Origin of the sequence: Clostridium sulfidigenes, assembly GCF_052067195.1 — a bacterium.
In the GTDB taxonomy this organism is placed as follows: Bacteria; Bacillota; Clostridia; order Clostridiales; family Clostridiaceae; genus Clostridium_J; species Clostridium_J sulfidigenes.
On sequence record NZ_JBQHQR010000012.1, the window covers coordinates 31476 to 51740 of the forward strand.

Annotated in this window: 21 protein-coding genes and 1 tRNA gene; 9 read left to right on the forward strand and 13 right to left on the reverse strand. The window is 29.1% G+C overall.

Features of this window, described 5'->3' with window-relative positions:
- Window positions 1–379: 379 nt before the first annotated feature.
- The 3 genes from spoVG to ACTNBA_RS13630 form a co-directional block, all read right to left on the reverse strand.
- The gene (gene spoVG / locus ACTNBA_RS13620; protein ID WP_035132518.1) at window positions 380–664 is read right to left on the reverse strand and encodes a septation regulator SpoVG; all 285 of its coding nucleotides are present in this window, start codon (window positions 662–664) and stop codon (window positions 380–382) included.
- 95 nt (window positions 665–759) lie between these two features.
- Window positions 760–1590: a pur operon repressor gene (gene purR, locus ACTNBA_RS13625; RefSeq protein ID WP_035132520.1), complete on the reverse strand. Its 831-nt coding sequence runs from the start codon at window positions 1588–1590 to the stop codon at window positions 760–762.
- Between the two features lie 267 nt (window positions 1591–1857).
- Entirely contained in the window at window positions 1858–2091 is a 234-nt protein-coding gene (locus ACTNBA_RS13630; RefSeq protein ID WP_150844620.1) for a hypothetical protein, read from the reverse strand.
- 257 nt (window positions 2092–2348) lie between these two features.
- Between ACTNBA_RS13630 and hutG the strand changes: the two genes are divergently transcribed.
- The gene (hutG, locus tag ACTNBA_RS13635) at window positions 2349–3371 is read left to right on the forward strand and encodes a formimidoylglutamase (RefSeq protein ID WP_441074737.1); all 1023 of its coding nucleotides are present in this window, start codon (window positions 2349–2351) and stop codon (window positions 3369–3371) included.
- An 80-nt stretch (window positions 3372–3451) separates the two neighbouring features.
- On the opposite strand, the gene ACTNBA_RS13640 is transcribed toward hutG, so the two are convergent.
- On the reverse strand, window positions 3452–3595 hold the full coding sequence (locus ACTNBA_RS13640) for a hypothetical protein (RefSeq protein ID WP_156964321.1): 144 nt from the start codon (window positions 3593–3595) through the stop codon (window positions 3452–3454).
- A 434-nt stretch (window positions 3596–4029) separates the two neighbouring features.
- Here ACTNBA_RS13640 and murC point away from each other — a divergent pair, with 434 nt between their 5' ends.
- Entirely contained in the window at window positions 4030–5406 is a 1377-nt protein-coding gene (gene murC / locus ACTNBA_RS13645) for a UDP-N-acetylmuramate--L-alanine ligase (RefSeq protein WP_441074738.1), read from the forward strand.
- A gap of 77 nt (window positions 5407–5483) precedes the next feature.
- The gene (locus ACTNBA_RS13650) at window positions 5484–6410 is read left to right on the forward strand and encodes a PhzF family phenazine biosynthesis protein (RefSeq protein ID WP_441074740.1); all 927 of its coding nucleotides are present in this window, start codon (window positions 5484–5486) and stop codon (window positions 6408–6410) included.
- Window positions 6411–6428: 18 nt separating this feature from the next.
- Here ACTNBA_RS13650 and ACTNBA_RS13655 read toward each other — a convergent pair whose 3' ends face one another.
- Both ACTNBA_RS13655 and ACTNBA_RS13660 read right to left on the reverse strand, forming a co-directional pair.
- Window positions 6429–7664 carry a glycoside hydrolase family 10-like protein gene (locus tag ACTNBA_RS13655; RefSeq protein WP_441074741.1) on the reverse strand — a complete coding sequence of 412 codons (1236 nt, stop codon included), beginning with the start codon at window positions 7662–7664 and terminating at the stop codon, window positions 6429–6431.
- Window positions 7665–7744: 80 nt separating this feature from the next.
- Complete coding sequence (locus ACTNBA_RS13660; protein WP_441074743.1) at window positions 7745–8170, reverse strand: hypothetical protein; 426 nt, start codon at window positions 8168–8170, stop codon at window positions 7745–7747.
- A 213-nt stretch (window positions 8171–8383) separates the two neighbouring features.
- Here ACTNBA_RS13660 and ACTNBA_RS13665 point away from each other — a divergent pair.
- Window positions 8384–8459: transfer RNA gene (locus tag ACTNBA_RS13665), tRNA-Pro, on the forward strand.
- Between the two features lie 152 nt (window positions 8460–8611).
- On the opposite strand, the gene ACTNBA_RS13670 is transcribed toward ACTNBA_RS13665, so the two are convergent.
- A complete protein-coding gene (locus ACTNBA_RS13670; protein WP_441074744.1) occupies window positions 8612–9028 on the reverse strand; it encodes a hypothetical protein in 417 nt (138 codons plus the stop codon).
- Between the two features lie 162 nt (window positions 9029–9190).
- On the opposite strand from ACTNBA_RS13670, the gene ACTNBA_RS13675 reads away from it, so the two are divergent.
- Window positions 9191–9844 (forward strand): HAD family hydrolase, encoded by a 654-nt coding sequence (locus ACTNBA_RS13675; RefSeq protein ID WP_441074746.1) that lies wholly within the window; start codon window positions 9191–9193, stop codon window positions 9842–9844.
- A gap of 69 nt (window positions 9845–9913) precedes the next feature.
- Here the strand turns inward: ACTNBA_RS13675 and ybaK are convergent, their stop codons facing one another.
- Complete coding sequence (gene ybaK, locus ACTNBA_RS13680; protein ID WP_441074747.1) at window positions 9914–10390, reverse strand: Cys-tRNA(Pro) deacylase; 477 nt, start codon at window positions 10388–10390, stop codon at window positions 9914–9916.
- 141 nt (window positions 10391–10531) lie between these two features.
- Here ybaK and ACTNBA_RS13685 point away from each other — a divergent pair, with 141 nt between their 5' ends.
- Window positions 10532–10975, forward strand: coding sequence for a hypothetical protein (locus tag ACTNBA_RS13685; protein ID WP_035132539.1), 444 nt, complete (start codon window positions 10532–10534; stop codon window positions 10973–10975).
- 102 nt (window positions 10976–11077) lie between these two features.
- Here ACTNBA_RS13685 and ACTNBA_RS13690 read toward each other — a convergent pair whose 3' ends face one another.
- Entirely contained in the window at window positions 11078–12985 is a 1908-nt protein-coding gene (locus tag ACTNBA_RS13690; RefSeq protein ID WP_441074830.1) for an endonuclease MutS2, read from the reverse strand.
- A 437-nt stretch (window positions 12986–13422) separates the two neighbouring features.
- Here ACTNBA_RS13690 and ACTNBA_RS13695 point away from each other — a divergent pair, with 437 nt between their 5' ends.
- Window positions 13423–14103, forward strand: a complete 681-nt coding sequence (locus tag ACTNBA_RS13695) for a lysoplasmalogenase (RefSeq protein WP_441074748.1) — start codon at window positions 13423–13425, stop codon at window positions 14101–14103.
- Window positions 14104–14194: 91 nt separating this feature from the next.
- On the opposite strand, the gene ACTNBA_RS13700 is transcribed toward ACTNBA_RS13695, so the two are convergent.
- Window positions 14195–15436: an HlyC/CorC family transporter gene (locus tag ACTNBA_RS13700; RefSeq protein ID WP_441074750.1), complete on the reverse strand. Its 1242-nt coding sequence runs from the start codon at window positions 15434–15436 to the stop codon at window positions 14195–14197.
- Between the two features lie 363 nt (window positions 15437–15799).
- Here ACTNBA_RS13700 and ACTNBA_RS13705 point away from each other — a divergent pair, with 363 nt between their 5' ends.
- Window positions 15800–16186: a YmaF family protein gene (locus ACTNBA_RS13705; protein WP_441074832.1), complete on the forward strand. Its 387-nt coding sequence runs from the start codon at window positions 15800–15802 to the stop codon at window positions 16184–16186.
- A gap of 264 nt (window positions 16187–16450) precedes the next feature.
- Here the strand turns inward: ACTNBA_RS13705 and ACTNBA_RS13710 are convergent, their stop codons facing one another.
- Complete coding sequence (locus tag ACTNBA_RS13710) at window positions 16451–16906, reverse strand: YdeI/OmpD-associated family protein (RefSeq protein ID WP_441074752.1); 456 nt, start codon at window positions 16904–16906, stop codon at window positions 16451–16453.
- Between the two features lie 332 nt (window positions 16907–17238).
- Window positions 17239–18642, reverse strand: coding sequence for a dipeptidase PepV (gene pepV, locus ACTNBA_RS13715; RefSeq protein WP_441074753.1), 1404 nt, complete (start codon window positions 18640–18642; stop codon window positions 17239–17241).
- 237 nt (window positions 18643–18879) lie between these two features.
- On the opposite strand from pepV, the gene ACTNBA_RS13720 reads away from it, so the two are divergent.
- Window positions 18880–19773 carry a DUF1002 domain-containing protein gene (locus ACTNBA_RS13720; RefSeq protein ID WP_441074755.1) on the forward strand — a complete coding sequence of 298 codons (894 nt, stop codon included), beginning with the start codon at window positions 18880–18882 and terminating at the stop codon, window positions 19771–19773.
- A 54-nt stretch (window positions 19774–19827) separates the two neighbouring features.
- Here the strand turns inward: ACTNBA_RS13720 and ACTNBA_RS13725 are convergent, their stop codons facing one another.
- Window positions 19828–20253, reverse strand: a complete 426-nt coding sequence (locus tag ACTNBA_RS13725) for a hypothetical protein (protein WP_150844605.1) — start codon at window positions 20251–20253, stop codon at window positions 19828–19830.
- Window positions 20254–20265 lie beyond the last annotated feature (12 nt).

The window sequence follows — 20265 nt, forward strand, 5'->3', positions numbered from 1 at the left end:
TTAAAACTAATATTTATTAAATTTTCAATATTAATCTATCATATTTATTATTATTATATACTACTTCTATACTATTATATTGAAACTGTTACACTTTTTCAACCAAAGTATATTTTTTACATTAACAGAGTTCTTTGCTTTAGAGGGAATTTTACTCCCGCTAAAGGTTACTAACAGAATTCTTAGTATCAGTATTTTCGATACTTAGAATTCGTTGTCCTTTAGGGTAAATCGTTATCCAGGGACATATCAGCTCTTTACTCCCACTTTAAAGAAGATGGGAGTATTAGAGCTGATAGTCATCGGATGAAAATATATATTAACGATATACTATTAACGATACACAAAATAAAAAGGAGTGCTACGCTCCTTTTTATAATTAGACTATTTCATCTTCTACTTGCTCTTCATTTTTTACTTTTTCATACTCGTCAAGTATAGATTTTTGAATTTTCTCTCTTGTTTCTGTATTAATTGGGTGAGCTATATCCTTAAATTCTCCATCAGGAGTTCTTCTACTAGGCATAGCTATAAAATTACCACTTTGACCCTCAATTATCTTGATGTCATGAACCACGAATTCATTATCTAAAGTTATAGATACTATAGCTTTCATTTTTCCTTCTGTGGTAATTTTTCTAATTCTAACGTCTGTAATTATCATGAAATTCCACCTCCAAGATGTGCTTTCATGTATTATTCTACTAATGCATTGTAAATCCTTCTATTTGTCGAAACATTTTCCATATTTTTTGTAACTTATTCGTTTTTTTCACTAGATGGACTAACAATCGCAATTCCATCTTCTCCAATACCATAAAAATTTACTAATGAAATATAATCATCTACCAGCTTATCCTTAACTTCTACATTATCTATTAAAAAACCACTACCTAATAATTCACTATCAAATTCACTTAAAAGCTCTTTAATTCCCTTTGCAGTTCCTCCACCTCTCATAAAGTCATCTACAAATACACATCTGCTACTTCTTTTCATAGACTTTGTTGATAATGTCATAGTTTGAAGTCTATTGCTTGAACCAGAAGCATAATTTATGCTTACTGTAGTACCTTCTGTATACTTAGTATCATGACGTACTGTAACAAGCTGAACTCCTAATTGTTTTGCAACCTCATAACCTAATGGAATACCTTTAGTTTCTATTGTAACTACATAATCCACGTTCATATCTTTAAATTTACTAGCTAATATTATTGCTGAATTTTGAATAATACTTGGATTATATGCTATATCTGTTATATATAGAAAATTACCCGGAACAACTCTAGATTGCTGTCTTAGTGCTTCACACAAATCTTCTAAAAACTGTTTTCTATCTTCATTTGATTTTTCATTTATAAACCTTATTCCACCTGCAGCACCTGCTACTGTTTCTATCTTTCCCATGGATAAACCTTCTATTACTTCTCTAACTATAACAATATCTTCACTAATAGTAGATTTTGCTGCATTAAATTTCTCTGTAAATAAATTTAAAGTTATAACCTTATTAGGATTTTCTGTTAAAACTTTTGTTATACCAATAACCCTTTGGTTTCTATTAAATTTATGCTTAATTTTCTCCATACAAACTATACCTTTCCGAATTTTATCTTTATTTTTGCCTTTATTATTCACCTTTATTCTATCTGTTTTATTACTATATTACAATTACTTTTTTTATTTTCTTTAATATACTATTTAAAACAATATAAATTCATCTTTTATGTTAATCACAGATTAATTAGCGAAAAATATCCTCATTGTAAATAAAAAGAGCTACTTCAAAATAAAGATTAAATAAATCTTCATTTTGAAATAGCCTTTAATTTCAATATTGTTTTATAATATCTATCAACTACATACCACTATTTTCGAAGTCAAAGGATTCCTTTTTGTAAATTCATTAGCTTCTTGTATATTTCTAGCTTTAAATAAAAGTTTGCCTCCATTCTTATTTAAAACTCCACCACAAAGCATGTATTTCTGACCACCTATTTCTTTATCATCTTCTAAAAAATTTATACCTTCAAGTCCTTGCCCATCTGCCTTATACTTTAACTCAATGAATAAATCTTTGTTTCCCATTCTTTAACCCCCATATCTGTTCTCATATTTATATGATATCGAACATACGTTCATTTGTCAATATTATTTTTATTTCATTACTAAAAATTATTATCAATAACTTTTAATTCACTGCATATCTCTTTATCTTTAAATATGTATATTCAAAAACAAATAAAATATAACTACTATTTTACATATAACATTGATAATATATCTCCTTTGACTTATACTGAAAACGTATAATACTACTAAGAAGTTACTTGTGGGGTGATTTTATGTTTATTAAAAACTATGAACCTATGAACGAAAACTTATGGCAAGGAAGAATAGACAGTGACGATAATTTTGATGCCTTTAGGTGGCATCAATGGATAACACCTCTTGATCTTCGAAGAGATGATCTTGAGCCTCTTGATGGACTAAATTTTGCACTTTTAGGCTTTTGCTGCCATGAAGGTGTTAAAAAAAATAAAGGTCGTATAGGCGCCATGAATGGTCCTATATCCATCAGAAAAGAGCTTTCAAATCTACCTTGTACTTTTAATCAATCGGTAAAAATTTTTGATGCCGGAGATATCATAGTTGAGGACATTTCTCTTGCTGAAGGGCAAAAGCTTTTAAGCAACTGCGTGTCTAAGTTACTTGATTTGAATATTTTTCCTATAGTTCTAGGAGGAGGACATGAGACAGCCTTTGGAAACTATAATGGGGCTCTATCTCATCTTGATAAAATATCTTCTAAACCTCGAATTGGAATTATAAATTTTGATGCTCACTTCGATCTTAGACCATATAATAACGAGGGAAGTTCTGGAACTATGTTTAAACAAATCTCTGATATTTGTCAGGATAAAAATATGGATTTCTCCTATTTCTGTATTGGGATACAACAACACAGCAATACAGTGGATCTATTTAAAACCGCTAAAAAATTAGGTGTTCAATACACCCTCGCCAAAGACATCCTATATAGTGATGGTTGGCAACTTTTAAGAGAATTAAATACCTTTATGAGAAATCAAGATTATATATATGTAACTATTTGCTCAGATGTATTTTCTGCCTCTTTTGCACCAGGGGTTAGTTCTACACAAACCTTAGGTCTAAACCCTGAAATAGTTATAAAACTACTTAAACATATTTTAAAATCAAATAGGGTTATAACCTTTGATATATGTGAAGTGGCACCTAGATTTGATAAAGATAATATCACTTCTAACTTGGCTGGAGTAATCATATTCTCCATTGTTAATACTCTTTGCAAATTACAAAACTTACAGCACAATTTTTTAACATAATTACATAATAAAAAAGTCCTTAGTCTAAGCTAAGGACTTTTTCACGATTATTATAGGGACTTTAAAATAGATTTGGCAATTTACAAGCTAAATTGCCACAATAAATATTCAAACTCCATACCCATGATATCATTCTCTTCACAAGTATTGAGCATTTTATCCTCTTCTTCACCATTAATATTCAGTTGCCAATTTACATATTCTCTCAGACCAATTGTTAACATTTTAACACACTCCTCCAGAAAATTTCTACTAGCCCTATGACCTAGTAGTTATTGTAATTGATATTAAATATACATACACTTAGAGAACATCTATTATTTCCACTTAGATACTTAATAAATATAATTAGTTATTATACTTAAAAACCATCTCTAACTTTGTTTTTATTTTAACATATTTATTTCTATCCGAAAAGCCTTTTTCTGAATTTTCTTTTAAATTTTTTGGATATTTTCATTCATTTTTCCTATAGATATATAATTTACGAAGCTTTCTAAAATATATGTGTTTTTTATATAGATTTTTGTATATAATTTATATTAGGTATTCATTTATTTTTATACACATACAATGGTTATTAGGTTGATCTATAACTATGTTTTAATATACAAATTCATGAATGTAGTATTATATTTTATATAGGAGTTGTTATTATATGAGTTTTGATTTTTTACAAGATAAAAATAAAAAAGTTCACTTTATTGGTATTGGTGGCATTAGTATGAGTGGTCTTGCTGAGATTCTACTTAAAAACGGATATACTGTATCTGGTTCAGATATGAAAAATTCAAATATGGTTGAAAAACTTAGAAATAAAGGTGCAAATATATATATGGGACACAGTGCAGATAACATACAAGATTCAGATTTAGTAGTATACACTGCTGCTATCAGTGAGGATAATCCTGAGTTTGAAAAGGCCATTGAACTAAAGATTCCTATGATGGATAGAGCTGAATTCTTAGGCAGAATTATGCTTGGCCATAAATATAATGTAGCTGTTGCTGGTACTCATGGCAAAACAACCACAACTTCAATGCTTGCCCACATTGTAATTGAAGAACAAGTGGATCCTACCATATTAGTAGGTGGAGAATTAGATGTTATAGAGGGTAATGTTCTTGCTGGAAATAGTGATTACTTTGTTACCGAAGCTTGTGAGTATAAAGGATCTTTCTTAAAATTTCATCCTTATATAGGAATTATATTAAATGTAGATGCAGACCATTTAGATTTTTATAAGGATATAAATCACATAAAAGATACTTTTAATAAATTTATAGATATCATACCAAAGGATGGTTTCCTTGTATGCAATAGTGATGATAGTAACGTTTCTGATATATTAGATAATCATAAATGTACTATAATGACTTATGGAATAAATAATGGTGAGTATAGAGCTAAAAATATTACTTATAACTCTCTTGGTTGCGGTTCTTATGATTTATATAAAAATGACCATATGTTATTTTCTATAGTCTTAAATGTGCCTGGAGAACATAATGTACTTAACTCTTTAGCTGCTATATGTACATCCTTAGCCCTTAACATTTCTAATGAATCTATAATTAAAGGATTATCTAATTTTGGAGGAACTCATAGAAGATTTGAATTTAAGGGTTCTAAAAATGGTGTTACTGTAATAGATGACTATGCTCATCATCCAACAGAAATTCAAGCTACTCTTAATGCTTGTAAAAATTATCCTCACAAAGATTTATACGTGGTGTTTCAACCTCATACCTACACTCGAACTATAACTCTTTTTGATGACTTTGTAAAAACCTTCAATGGAGTAAATCATTTATTATTAGCAGATATATACGCTGCTCGTGAAAAAGATACTGGAATTGTTAACTCAGTAAAGTTAGGCGATGCTATAAGACTTACAGGAGTTGATGCAATAAACTATCATAGCTTTGAAGAAATAGTTAATCACTTACAATCAAAGGCCAAAGATGGAGATCTTATTATTACCCTAGGTGCTGGAGATATAAATGTTGTTGGTGAAATGTATCTAGCTAATTAATTTTATCTTATACCAATTAATATAGCTATCCTTTAATTGAGATAGCTATATTTTTAATATATAAACGAGGTGACAAAATGAATTCAAACTTTAATAAAACAGTGTACATAGTTAATGCCTTCACTCACAATGATATGGGTGGAAACAAGGCTGGTGTAGTTATTGATTGTGATGACTTATCGTCCAATGACATGGCAGTTATCGCAAAAGAAGTAAACCTTTCCGAAACTGCCTTTGTGATAAAATCAAAATGTGACAATTATGACTATGAGGTTAGATTTTTTACTCCTTCAATAGAAGTTGATTTATGTGGTCATGCTACCATCGCCACTTTCTATGCCTTAGCTAAATTAGGCTTTATCAAACCAAGTACAAGTCCAGTAAAATTAAAACAAAAAACTCTTGCCGGTATTTTAGACATAGAAATTTATTTTGATAATGAAAAAATTGCCTATGTGCTTATGACTCAAACTAATCCTAAGTTCTATTCATATATTGATGATGTAAAAGAACTTTGTGATATATTAGGAATAACCGTAGAAGATGCTGGAATCCAAGGTCATGCATTAAAACCTATGATAATTTCTACTGGGCTTAAAGATATAATGTTCCCAGTTAAATCTCTAAATGCTCTAAAAAGAATAAATCCAGATTTTCAAGACCTAAAAGAATACACAGATAACTTAAATTTAGTAGGTCTTCATGCCTTCTCTTTAGAAACTGAAAATTCTAAAAGCACTGTTGCAACTAGAAACTTCGGTCCTAGTGTAGGTATCGATGAAGAAAGTGCTACGGGCACATCTAATGGTGCATTATGTGCATACATAATGAAACATAACATACTTGATTTTAAAGAAAAACTAACCATATGTTGCGAACAAGGTTATTACATGAATAATCCAAGTGAAATTATCTGCACGGGTGAAGCTATTCATAATGACTATTTAATAAAAGTTGGTGGCATAGGAAGTATAGAAAAAACTATAGAGGTGACTTATAAATAGTCACCCCTTTCTTTTTTTTTACTTAAATAAAGATTTTAAATTTTCTCTCTCCTGTTGTATCTGACTTTTTACATTTGATGATGGATTAAACAAAGAGTCATACCTAAATAGTAATATTCCTTTGTACTTTTTTAACTTTCTTGAAGCTTCCACCTGTCTTTTTAATATATCTGTACTATTTCTCCACTCATCCTTTCCATTACCTGCCCAAGTATCTTCACTACCAACTTTATATACAGATAACCCTATATATAAATTTACTGTAGATTCAGCAACAAGACTATCAAACTCTTCAATAACTTGTTGAAAATTGCTATTATCATTTAAAAAGCCATAATATATTTGTGGACAAATATAATCAATGTATCCAGGGTTTTGAACCCACTTCTTCACATCAATAAATTGGCTATTATAGTTATTATTCATAGAGCCTTGTGGACTTATTCCAAAGACTATCTCTGGACTTATCTCTTTAACAATTGAATAAACCTGTCTTACAAGAATATTAACATTTTCACGTCTCCAATTCTCTAAATCTAAATCTCCTCCTGAACTTATATACTCGCCATAAGCTTTACTATCTATAGACACATCACTAGATGGATAAAAATAATCATCAAAATGTATTCCATCAACTTCATAGTTCTCCACTATTTCTTTTACTCCATTTACTATAAGTTGCCTAACTTCTTCTTTGCCAGGATTATAATATATTCCACCATTACATTTTATTATATTATCACTACCATCCTTTATCCATTTGCTAGCAGGATTCTCTGAAGACAGTGGCAACTTAACACTATCACTTCTAACTCTATAGGGATTAATCCAAGCCTCTACTCTTATATTTCTTAAATGCCCTTCCTCTATAATAACTTGAAGAGGATCATAGCCCGGAGCATTACCTTCTATGCCAGAACAATATATAGACCATGGATAATATTTAGATTTATATAAGGCATCAGAAAAAGGTCTTACCTGTACAATTAAAGTATTCAATCCCATAGCTTCTACATTTTCTATTGCTTGTGATATGTTTTTTCTAAATTCATTCTCATTTTTCCCCTTAAGCATAGCTGATAAATCTAAATAAGATAACCAAATTCCCTTTATTTCATCATAATTTATTATTTCTCTTTTTTTATTAACTATTTTATGGCTACTATTATCTATATTATCAAAACATATAATCCACACTAATCCCAAAATAACTAATATAATTACTCCTAAAGTAGCAACATTCATTTTACTCATTTATGCTCCCCCTTAATTTAAGAATAATATATACCTATGCTCATAATCTAATCTATAGACTTTAATTATAGTAAATATATCTATTTATACCTAGAGAACTTCTTCCAAAGTTCATCGACTTCACTTTGCTCTAAAAAACTAGATAATATTCTATAATCTCTTTTCCCCACATAAAATATAATCCCTTTATTATCCCTCATTGCTTTATTTACATCTCTAAAATAAAGAGTTTTTGGTTTTTCATTCATATTGTTATTTATACAAAATTTATCTTTATATACTTTTATATATTTAAGCTCATCAATGATTCTTACTTTTTTAGTAACAAGGCCTGTAACTATTAGTCCTATTATAAAGAACACTAATAAAAATCTCCCATAAAAAAGATTATTCCTTATAAATAATCCTATTGTAATTATCAGTAAAAGACTCGATAAAAGTATACTATTAGCCAATTGCTTTCTCATATATCTTTTTGAAGCCTCACTAAACCTATATTCCTTCATCTTTTGTACTCCTCCATTTTTTTAATGACAATGATATTATGTAAATACATCTATTGTACTTTTTACGTTCAGTAACATCTTTTATTATTTACAATATACTGGTTTTATAACACCTTTTATTGGCCTTTTAAAAATAATATGTTATATAGCAAAACTTTTTGCATAAAATATGTTGACAACCTATTAAATATATCATATAATAATTTTTGTCGGCGGGGTGTGGCGCAGATGGGAGCGCGCGTGGTTTGGGACCATGAGGTCGCAGGTTCAATCCCTGTCACCCCGACCAAAAGGAACATGAATGTCATGTTCCTTTTTATTTTATCGTATATGTTTTGATTTACTATAGGAAGATAGTGTTTTGTAACTAAACCTTAAATCTGTTACAATAACACTATCTTTTTTTATTACACCTATTAACAGCTTTTCTTAAATAATATATCATTTGGTGAAAATTATATGCATTACTAAAGATACAATATATATTAATATTATAGTTGTATGAAATTTTCTTATTTGGCCCTCTTTATCTCTATAAATAAATTTATTTATAATTCCAGTAGCTACCATTATTAAAACACACACAAAGGTTGCAATCCCCCAAAAAGAAAAACTTTCCTTATAATTCATTATTAACATATGAATTATAGAAGAAATAAATGCCCCCACTCCAAACACGCCATGGTTCTCTTCTAAAATACTATTTATGTTAATAGTTTTATTTATTATGCCTCTATGTTTTTTCTTTGACAATCCTCTAATAAACTTATTATAAAATCCTAAAGATACTACTCTTGACAACGCTCCTAAAGTAAATATTACCGAAATAATACCCCAAAACTTACCTAAGAGATCCATAGTTTTCCCCCTTTATTTTACTAATACATTATATGTTTTTAATTTTATTACATTCTTTTTTATTAATTTTTATTAGTAGTAAGAGATAGTTTCCATATTATATTCATTACACTTTACATTAAAAGTTTTATTTGTTATGTTAATATGCGGGGGTGATAATATATGTTTAAAAATATAGACGCTGCAATTTTTGATATGGATGGTACTATAGTTGATTCTATGTGGGTATGGAATAAAATCGATACAGAATACCTAGCTAAACATAATTTAGATGTGCCTCCATCATTAAATAATGACATTGCTCATCTTAGCTTTAATGAAGTAGCTATTTACTTTAAGAATTCCTTTAATTTACCCTATACCTTAGAAGAAATTAAAGAGCATTGGAATGACATGGCTTATGAAGCTTATTGTAATAAAGTGAAACTAAAACCTGGTGTTAAAGAATTTTTTAACCTACTTAAAGAAAATAATATAAAAATTGCATTGGCTACTAGCAATAACACTTTGCTTTTAGAAGCTTGCTTAAAAGCTAATGGAATATATGAATATTTTGATACAATAACCTTAACTAATGAGGTAAAAAGGGGAAAAGATTTTCCAGATGTATATCTTCTAACAGCCAATAAATTAGGCGTTTCTCCAGATAAGTGCATGGTTTTTGAAGACTTACTTCCAGCTATACAAGGTGCTAAAAAAGCTGGTATGAAGGTTATAGGCGTATATGATGAACATTCTTTAGATCAGCACAATGACATGAAAGCTTTAGCTGATGATTTTATATTAGATTATATTAGATTTTCTTTAGCTATATAATAATTAAAGGTAGTCTTAGTAAGAATTAAATTATCTTCTAGGACAACCTTTATTTCTTTTATGTATATTTTAATTCACAATGGGGCTAGTTTCAGCATTTATCAGCTGAATTAAATCCTTTGGTGATACTTCTACTTGAAATCCAATTTTACCACCGCTTACAATGATTTTATCTAAATTCAGGGATGAATCATCAATTACAGTATTATAATTTTTCTTCATACCTATAGGGGAGCATCCTCCTCTAATATATCCCGTTATCTTAAGCATATCACTTACTTTTATCATTTCCACTGACTTTTCTCCAACGCACTTTGCTGCCGCCTTAAGATTCAGTTCCTTTGCTACAGGAACTACAAATACATAAAAATCTCCACTATGGCCTTTTGTAACAAGAGTTTTAAATACCTTTTCTACTGCTACTCCTATTTTGTTAGCTACTGAGATTCCATCTACAGCACTATCCTTAGCCTCATATGTATATATATTATAATTTATATTACTATTATCTAGTATCCTCATCACATTAGTTTTAGTATTAGCCATTTATTCATCAACTCCTCACATAGAATTATATCACTAAACTTTCGCTAGTTTTATTAATGTTACATATTAATTTTACTAAGTCTATTTTATAAATAAAAGGAATATATTTATACTAGCAAGCTCTTTTATGGAGGTATATTCGTGATAAAAACTTTTTTCATTTATGTCCTACTTCTTACCTCTGGTGGATTAGGAATTTTATATTATCTTTTGAATGATAAATATAACAAACAAAATATTCAAGTAAGAGTTCTAACAAAACAAAATAATAGTTTAACATCTCAATTAAACACTATTAATAAGCCAAATGAAACTCTAAAAGTTTATTCTAGGCCTATTAGATTTAATACTGGTGAAACAATAAAAAGGTGCTCTCTTTATATCTCACCTCTCAGTAATAGTCCTATACTCCGCTCCATCCCATCTAACTCAAGGGTAGCAATTCTTGATGCAGTTGAAGCTTTAGAAACCTTGTGGTACGAGGTGCGAGTTATAACTTCTGACTCAGTAAATACAAAAGGTTTTGTTAGACAAGAATTGATTAAAGAACTTCAAATTATAGAAACCCACATTATAAAAAATTAAGCCTTTAGTCAAAAGCAATTAAATATGTTAATACCTACATTAAAATCTCATAATAAATGGCGAAGGATATCCTCCGCCATTTATTATATACCTATATTAACACTAGCTATTATTTATAATTCCCTTTTGGGATTCCTTTTTAATTTTTTTAAGTGCTTTTTTAGAACCTCTTTCTATATCATGCTCTAACTTTCTTTCCTTATAAGCTATAAAAATCTGATTTAAGTCATAACCTTCAGGATATAACTCTGTAGCACTAACCTCTAGCTTTAACCTCCTATAATTCACTTCTATAAAATCACCATCTAAAAATACAATTACATTATTAAATTCATCTTTTTCTTTATACACAACCCCTGGTAACTTCTTATCTAGAACAATAACTCTATCACCTTTTTCATAGTTATAGGATTCTTCACTATAATTATCAACTTCTTTATTTTTAGTAATCTTGCTATCCCTTAGTAATTCATAGTTATAACTTTTAGTTTCAATATATTTTTTTGTTCTCTCTATTATTCTATCAGCTATACCCATTTTCTTAGAAATATAAAGAGCATTACTATTTCCACTCTTCCCAATAGAAAGCTTATATAGTGGATCTAAGGTCTCTCTTTGGAATTCCATTGCTGCATTTTCAAAATCAGGATGATTTTGAGAAAAATTTTTAATCTCTCCATAATGAGTAGATGCTATGGTAATGCATCCCATATGATAGAATTCCTCTAGTATGGCAATAGCAAGTGCTGCTCCTTCATTAGGTTCTGTACCACTTCCTATCTCATCCAGAAGAAGAAGGGTATTTTTATTACTCTCCTTTAAAATTCCACTAAGATTCTTAATATGAGATGAAAATGTACTTAAAGCATTTTCCACACTTTGGTCGTCTCCAATATCCACGAATATTTTCTCAAATATGGCTATTTCGCTTCCTGATTCAGCACCTATATGAAATCCACTTTGTGTAGCTAATGTAAGAAGTCCCACTGTCTTTAACACCACGGTCTTCCCCCCTGCATTAGGTCCAGTTATAATCAAGGTTCTATAGTCATCTCCTATATTAAAATCTAGCGGAACGGCATTTTTAATTAATGGATATCTCCCCTTAATTATATTTATATATCCATGATTATTTAGAATCGGCTGTATTCCATCTATATCTTTACTATATTTTGCTTTTGCTAGAATCATATCATATTCTGCAATGACTTCTATATTTATCTTTAGCTCTTTAATCCTCTCAAATATCATATCAGTTAAAGTTGCAAGTATTCTATACTCTTCCATGGTCTCTTCTGATTTTAGTGTAGTTAACTCTGCAGTATACTTTGATACAGAACTTGGCTCTATAAATACAGTAGTCCCTTTAGAAGACACTTCTACTATGGACCCTTGAACTTGATTCTTATAGGAAGCCTTTATAGGAATTGTATATCTACCATTCCTTTGACTTATAAAAAATTCTTGAATATATTCTTTATTGGCACTACTTCTTATAAACTTATCTAACCTTTCTTTTATCTTTTCTTCACAACTTTCTATATGTCGTCTAATTCTCTTAAGTTCTTTACTAGCATTAGAATCCACTATGCTTCCTTTAATTGAAGTCTCTATTTCCTCTTCAATATATTTTAATTCTGTGATACTTTTACCATAAGCACTTAAAGTTGGCGCATATCCTTCTTTATCTTCTATAAAAATTTTAACCTTTCTGCATCCACGTAAAAAATTATCTATTGTTGTTAGCTCTGATGGCTCAAGCACTGAGCCTTTTTCAATCTTATCTATCAAAGGAGCAATATTAAATATTCCCTTTAATGGCATGTGATAAGAAGCATCAATAAGGTTTCTACCTTCAGATGTTTCCTCTAACATTCTTTTCACTTGCTTAATATTATTACTAGGTTGAAGTTTATCTAGTAACTCTCTTCCTAATCCACTTACACAATAAGATTTAATAATTTCTTTTATTTTATTATAATGTAATTTTTCCAATGTACTAATATTCATTTTCACGATTCCTTTACTTATTATTAAGTCCATGAAATCCTTCATAGATTTCCAAAATAAAAAAAGCCATGGATACTCCCACAGCTTTAAACTTGCCATTAACAGAGATAGCTATAGCTATCCTAATGTAAATTTCGTGGACTTGTATCTTTAATAGTTTTAATTAATCCCACAACAAATAAAGGTATATACTACCCAAATTTTTAAGATTAATATTTAATTACTATTTTAGATACTAGACACTCACAAAAATACCTCTCTCTCATTTTCGAAATCTATGTAATTTAATGTTAAAGCATTATTTATAAAAAATCAATACATTTTAATTAAATAATATTTATCTATTAATAAAACATTTTCTTTTCCATTGTTTTACTTATATGTAACATATGCTATAATAATTTTATTACTTATATTTTATTGAAGGAGGGTTAAGTATGTTATCACTTACATTTTTTATATTTATGCTAATATCACTAGGATTTCTAATATACTTTAATTATCATCCTCATGGCTATAAAATGCCTATAGTTAAGACTATTACTAGTCTATTATTTATTGCTATATGCGTATCTAGCTATAAAATTCTTTACTTCAATACCCAATACTTCATCTTTATACTTTTTGCATTAATAACATCTTTAATTGGAGATGTATTCCTTGCCTTTAATACTAATGAAGATGATGAAGTAAGCAAAATGTTTGTATATGGATTAATTAGTTTTTCTATTGCTCATATATTCTTTTCTTTAGCCTTTGCTACTCTTACCCCAGTGCTAATTTGGCATGTTCTATTATTTATACTAATTTCAATAATCTCTATTCTATTTTTAAATCTAATAAAAGGCTTTGATTTTAAAGGAGCCTATAAACTAGTTGTTACTTATTCAATTATAATTAGTTTTATGGTTACAAGGGCATTGTCATTAACTCCCTTAATCCATGAAAACTATTTAAGTACTATACTTATAATTATAGGTGCATGTCTCTTCTTTTTATCTGATTTAATTTTATGCTTTATATATTTTCATAAAAAATCACCATCTTACATGACAGCATTAAACTTGTTATGTTACTATGTAGGACAAGGTCTTATAGCTCTTAGTTTAGCTCTATAACAGCTTTACAACATAAGCAAAATAAATTCTATAAATAAAAGAATAGATATTAGTAAAGTTTTATTAATATCTATTCTTTATTTACTCCTACCTATGTATATATTCTAATTTTCTTTATCCTATTCCGATCTATATCTTCAATTATAAATCTATAATTACTATAAATTATTTCTTCGCTTATATTAGGGAATCTTCCTAGCACACCTATTATAAATCCACCTATGGAATCAAATTCATCGGACTCAATTTTTGTTCCTATAAGTTCATTTATATCCTCTATTCTAACACTTCCTTCAACTATATACTCATCTTCCTTTACCACATATATTTCTGGTTCTTCATCATCATATTCATCACTTATATCTCCAACTATCTCCTCTATTAAATCTTCAATAGTTACAATTCCAACGGTTCCACCATATTCATCAAGGACTACTACCATATGCTGCCTATTTTTATTCATATCTTTAAATAGCTCTGTAACCTTTCTAAACTCATAGGTATAGGTTATTTCCCTCATATAGTTTTTCAAACTAAATCCCTTAGTATCTTCCATAAATATAATATCTTTAACATTTAATATCCCCACTATATTATCTATAGTATTTGAATATATAGGTATTCTTGAAAACCCCTCTTCCTTTATAACTGAAATAATCTTATCTAAACTTTCCTCTATATCTAAAGCTATTATGTCTACCCTTTGAACCATAACATCCTTTGCATAAAGGTCTCCAAATTGAAATACATTATGAATCATATCCTTTTCCTCTGACTTTAGTATACCTTCCTCTTCACTAACGTCTACCATGATTTTTAATTCATCTTCTGTTATAAATGGTTTATTACTATCACTTTTCCCTCCAAGTAATTTTATAAAGAACTTTGATATTGTAGTAGTTATGATAACTACTGGTTTAAGCATCTTACTTATAATAAATATTGGATTTGCAACTCTTAGTGATATTTGCTCAGAATTTTGTGAAGCTAAAGTTTTTGGGGTAATCTCACCAAAAATAAGTACTACTATAGTCATTATTATAGTACTTATAGCCACACCTCTACTTCCAATAAGACTAATAGCTAAAACCGTTGCTAAAGAAGATGATGCTATATTCACAACATTATTCCCAACTAAAATTGATGCTAATAAGCTACTAGGATTATCAGTTAATTCCTTAACTCTATTAGCTCCCTTTATGTTTTCCTCTACCATATGTCTAACCCTTATCTTGCTAATAGACATTAAGGCAGTTTCTGATGCAGAGAAAAAGCTAGATAGTATTATTAATATTATTAATCCTATAATCTGTATATATATTATTGAACTCAAACCTACTCCTCCTCTCCCTTAACTAATATCTACTTCTATTGATATTAAATAAAACTTTAAAAGTAGTAATGAAATAAAATATATATCTTAATTATGCTACATTTCACTCTAAAATATTATCTAAAAGGTTTTATAAGAAAAATATATCTTTTAATAAAATATATTTTTAAAAATCATAATAAAGGTGTCACCAATATATTAGAATAATCATAATATGTAGTATGCCTCTAAGGCATTGGAGGGAAATAAATGAGTAATATGTATAATAACTATGATAATTTTAATGATGCTTTTGAAGACTATGAGAATTATGAATATTATCCTAGCTATTCTAATTATGAATATGATGCCAGTAACGACTATATAAAACACAATAAATGTAATAATTCTAATAGCAATACTTCTAATGATTCTTGTAGACATGAAGTTCAAACCCATGTTCATGAATATAATGGTTCTACAAAATCTGGTTGTGTAGACTGTAGCAATATTCACAACCATCGATTTGCTGGTGTAACTGGTGAAGCTATTCCTTACCGTAACTCACACGTTCACAAACTTGAAACAAATACTGATTTCTATAATCATTACCATGAAATTTGTGATACTACTGGACCAGCTATTTATGTTGGCAACGGTAAGCATGTTCACTTTGTAAAAGGAAAAACAAGTAGAGACAATGCCCATACTCATGAATATATTTTTGCAACCTTAATTGAAGCACCAACTTTTTTTCCAAATAATAAATAATATATAAAGTAATTTAATTTAAAATATAATAACTACAGCCTAGTAAATTCTGAGCTGTAGTTTAAATAATATTATCTATACATACTCTAGCTTCATAAGATTCCCTTTTAAAATTTGTCCCCCCCAGGTACTTTTAAAGGAATGAAACTAGAGTTTATACAACCCAAAACTTATTAAAATCCCTGTAATATAGTATTGCAGGGATTTTATTATACAGACTATTCATCAATAATCTTTGTACTACATAGGATTTGGGGACTTTATTTATAGCTTCTCTTTATTAATTAACTTATTTATCGAATCCTCTACTCGTTTTTTTCGTGTTTCTTCCTTTTTAGAAGAATCTATATAATCCACATATTTCTTCTGATTAGAGTAAGATAAACTATTCCAAAAATCATACACTTCATTAGATTCTTCAATTCTTATTTTAAAATCTTCAGGAAGATTAATTTTTCTTTCTTCCTCATCTTTTTCAACTATAACTTTAACATAATCTCCAATATCTTTATTTATCTTTTTTCTTATATCTTTAGTTACACCTATTATGTGGCACTCTGTTCCCATTCTAACAATAGATCCCCTATATGGCACCCCATCAAAAGTAGCTTTAACTTTAACCCTCTTAGCTCCAAAAATTTCTTTTACATTAAAAGGTATCTCTATATATGCTCCACCTTTTCCCATTGCTTCTTTAAGTTGTCCTTCAAACTTCTCCATTATATTATTCTCCTTTATATATGAAATAAAATATTCACTATAACTTCGATATGTTATAACATAATATCATATACTAATTATAATAAAATCTCACTTAGGAAACTATTTACATATAAACCTATTTAACTATAAAACTATAAAACTAGTTAACTAGTTGTTCTATTCATGCTGGTTTCAGGGATTTTGCTGTTTTATAACATGGTTAAATCCATGTTATAATAAGAAGAATATTTAATACTCTTCTTACCTATTTAACTACTATAAAATAGCCTAGCTAAGATAAATGAAATTATTATTCTATTTATCCTAACTAGGCTTATTAAATTAAAATATTATTTACATAGATCAATAATTACTTGAGTAAATATTTTAGCACTAAGTAGAAGTTCATCTACTACTGCAAACTCATCATCACCATGTAAATTATTATCAGTACCTGGCATTGTACATCCAAAAGCTACTCCATTATTAATATGATGAACATAAGTACCTCCTCCTATGGCTATACATTCACCCTTTTGTCCACTATATTCCTCATAACATTTCAAAAGAGTTTGTATAAACTCAGAGTTTTCATCAACATGATGAGCTGGGAACATATCATCACTAGATAAGATTATATTATCCTTTGCCATATTGTCTCTTAAAACATCACGCACATTTTCATTAGTTGCACAAAGTGGTGCTCTACAATCAAAGGTTCCGCTTAACTCTGAAGTAGTATATTTAAATATATTCAAAGTTATAGTTAATTCACCAGATAGATCATCACTCATCTTAATACCACAAGCTTCCCCCTTAAAATCTCCATGTGGGAATAACTTGCTAACAGCACATAGTTTCTTAAATCCTTCACTACTTACAAATGGCATAGATGTGAGTAATTCTAACATTCCTGTAAGAGCATTATTTCCATTTTCAGGAGTAGACGCATGTGCTCCTGCTCCCTTAGCCTTAATAACCCAGCTTTCACCGTCTTTATCAAAGGTGAATTTTAAATTTGTACTTTTTGCCGCATCTATACAATATTTATTTATTTCTTCCTCTGAGAAACCTTCCACAACTGCAATTGCAGTATCTGGAACTACATTAACCTTAACTCCACTTGTCATAGAAATCACTCTTGGTAAGTTGTTATCTTCTTCAAACTTACTTTCAAAGGGACTATGTAATCCTCCCTTTTCAATATTTATAACAGGAAAGTCTGCATCAGGTGAAAAAGTCATAGGTGCTTCTTTCTCTTTTTTATAGTAATATGCTATATCAGAACTTCCACATTCCTCATCTGTTCCTAATATAAGACGAACATTTTTACTTAAAGGTATATTTAAATCTTTAACAGCCTTTAAAGCATATAAAGCTGCTAATGCTGGTCCCTTGTCATCCGCTGAACCTCTTCCATATAATTTACCATCTTTTATTATTGGCTCAAAAGGTTTTGTAACTGTCCAATCATCACTAACCGGTACTACATCTAGATGGGCTAAAATATCTAATTGCTTTTCTTTATCATTAAAATCAATAGCTCCTACATAGTTATCATAATTTGTAGTTTTAAATCCCATACCTTCTGCTAGCTCTAAAGCAGCCTTAAGAGCTTTTGCTGGACCCTCTCCAAAAGGCATATCTTCTTTAGTCTCTGATCTATCACTTCTTATCTTTATTAAATCACATATGTCATTTAACATTTCATCCTTATGATTGTGAAAATATTCTTCTATTTGATTTTTATACACCCAAATCCCACCTTTATTTTAAAATTTAACTATAATTCCATTCTAATACTAAAATTGTTTAATTTCCATAGATGTTACAGTTAATTTACTCTTTTCGTTTCTTACAAATTTATTAATATTTATTCTATATCCTATAAATATAAAATATAATATATATAATAAGATATATAAAGTAACTATCTAGATTTTATTATATAGATAGTATTACTTACATTTTAAGTATAAGGAGAATTTAACATGTCAAAGAAATTTTTTAAAAAATTAGCTATGACTATAGGTATTTTAACATGTATATCTATACCTACAACTGCTTTTGCAGATATTCATGGTGAATACCCAAGTGGTGAAATTCTAAGCTTTGGTTCTGATTTAAGTGATAGTCAAGAAGCTCAATTAAGAAAGTACTTTAAAGCTCCAGACAATATTGAAGCTATATATGTAGACAGTAAAATGGCACTAAAACAATTTGGTCTTGATGAAAAAGAATTAGCCAATTTTACAGGTGGATGGTATTCTAGTGCCTATGTTAAGCTATTACAAAAGGAAAATGGCGTAACAGTAAACTCTTCTAACTTAACACTAGTAACTAATGATATGCTTGCAAATGCATTAATTACTTCTGGAATATTGAATGCAGAGGTTACAGCCTCAGCTCCTTTTGAAGTAACTGGAGAATCAGCTCTTGCTGGAATCCTTGCTGGTGCTGAGAATATAATGGGTGGTGAATTATCTACCTCTAATAAAAAAGCCGCTCAAGAGGAAATAGACGTATCCCTAGACTTAGCTGAAGAGATAGGGGATACAGAAGCTTCTGCAATTATCAACGAAGTTAAAACAGCTGTTATAAAAGACAAGCCTTCTAGCGAAGAGGAAATTAAAGAAATTATTGAAAAAGTTGAAAAAAAATATGATGTAGATATAAGTGCTACCATTCAAAACAATATGGTTACATTGATGTCTAATATAAATGACCTAGACTTAGACTATTCTAAACTTAAGGATACCTTAGACAAAAGTGCATCTAAATTTAAAGATGAAATGAATGCTCTAGGAAAAGAACTTAAGGATTCAGGCTTCTTTGATAAACTATTTAGCTGGATTAGCGAATTCTTCAGTTCACTTTTTAACTAAATTAAAGATTTAATTATAAAAATAAACCGCACCTTTTAGGGTACGGTTTATTTTTTATAATTTGTTAGTAAACTCTATCATATGGTCATATAATTTATCTATGTTATCATGGTTATCCACGTAGAATTTATATAGTTCCTTATAGGATACATTTTTTATAGTTTCTTCACAGTTTTTAAAGCCTTTTAAATAGTTATAAAACTCAGATGATATTTGTGGTAAAAATCCAGCATCTACTGAGTTGTCTATACTTACACTATATAAATTTTCATTATAAGGCTCACTTATAGTCACTAGGCATTTACTCATATATTTTCCTAAAAGCTCTATAAAATTAGTAAATTCCGCCTTAAAGTTTCCTTCTTCAGTATCTATTTTTTCATTATTCCTATCTATAATATTATCTAGGTTTTTCAAAACCTTTGGTACTTCTGATATAACTAATAATAAACTTTCCTTATCGAATTGTGCTCTTTTCATATACACTCACTC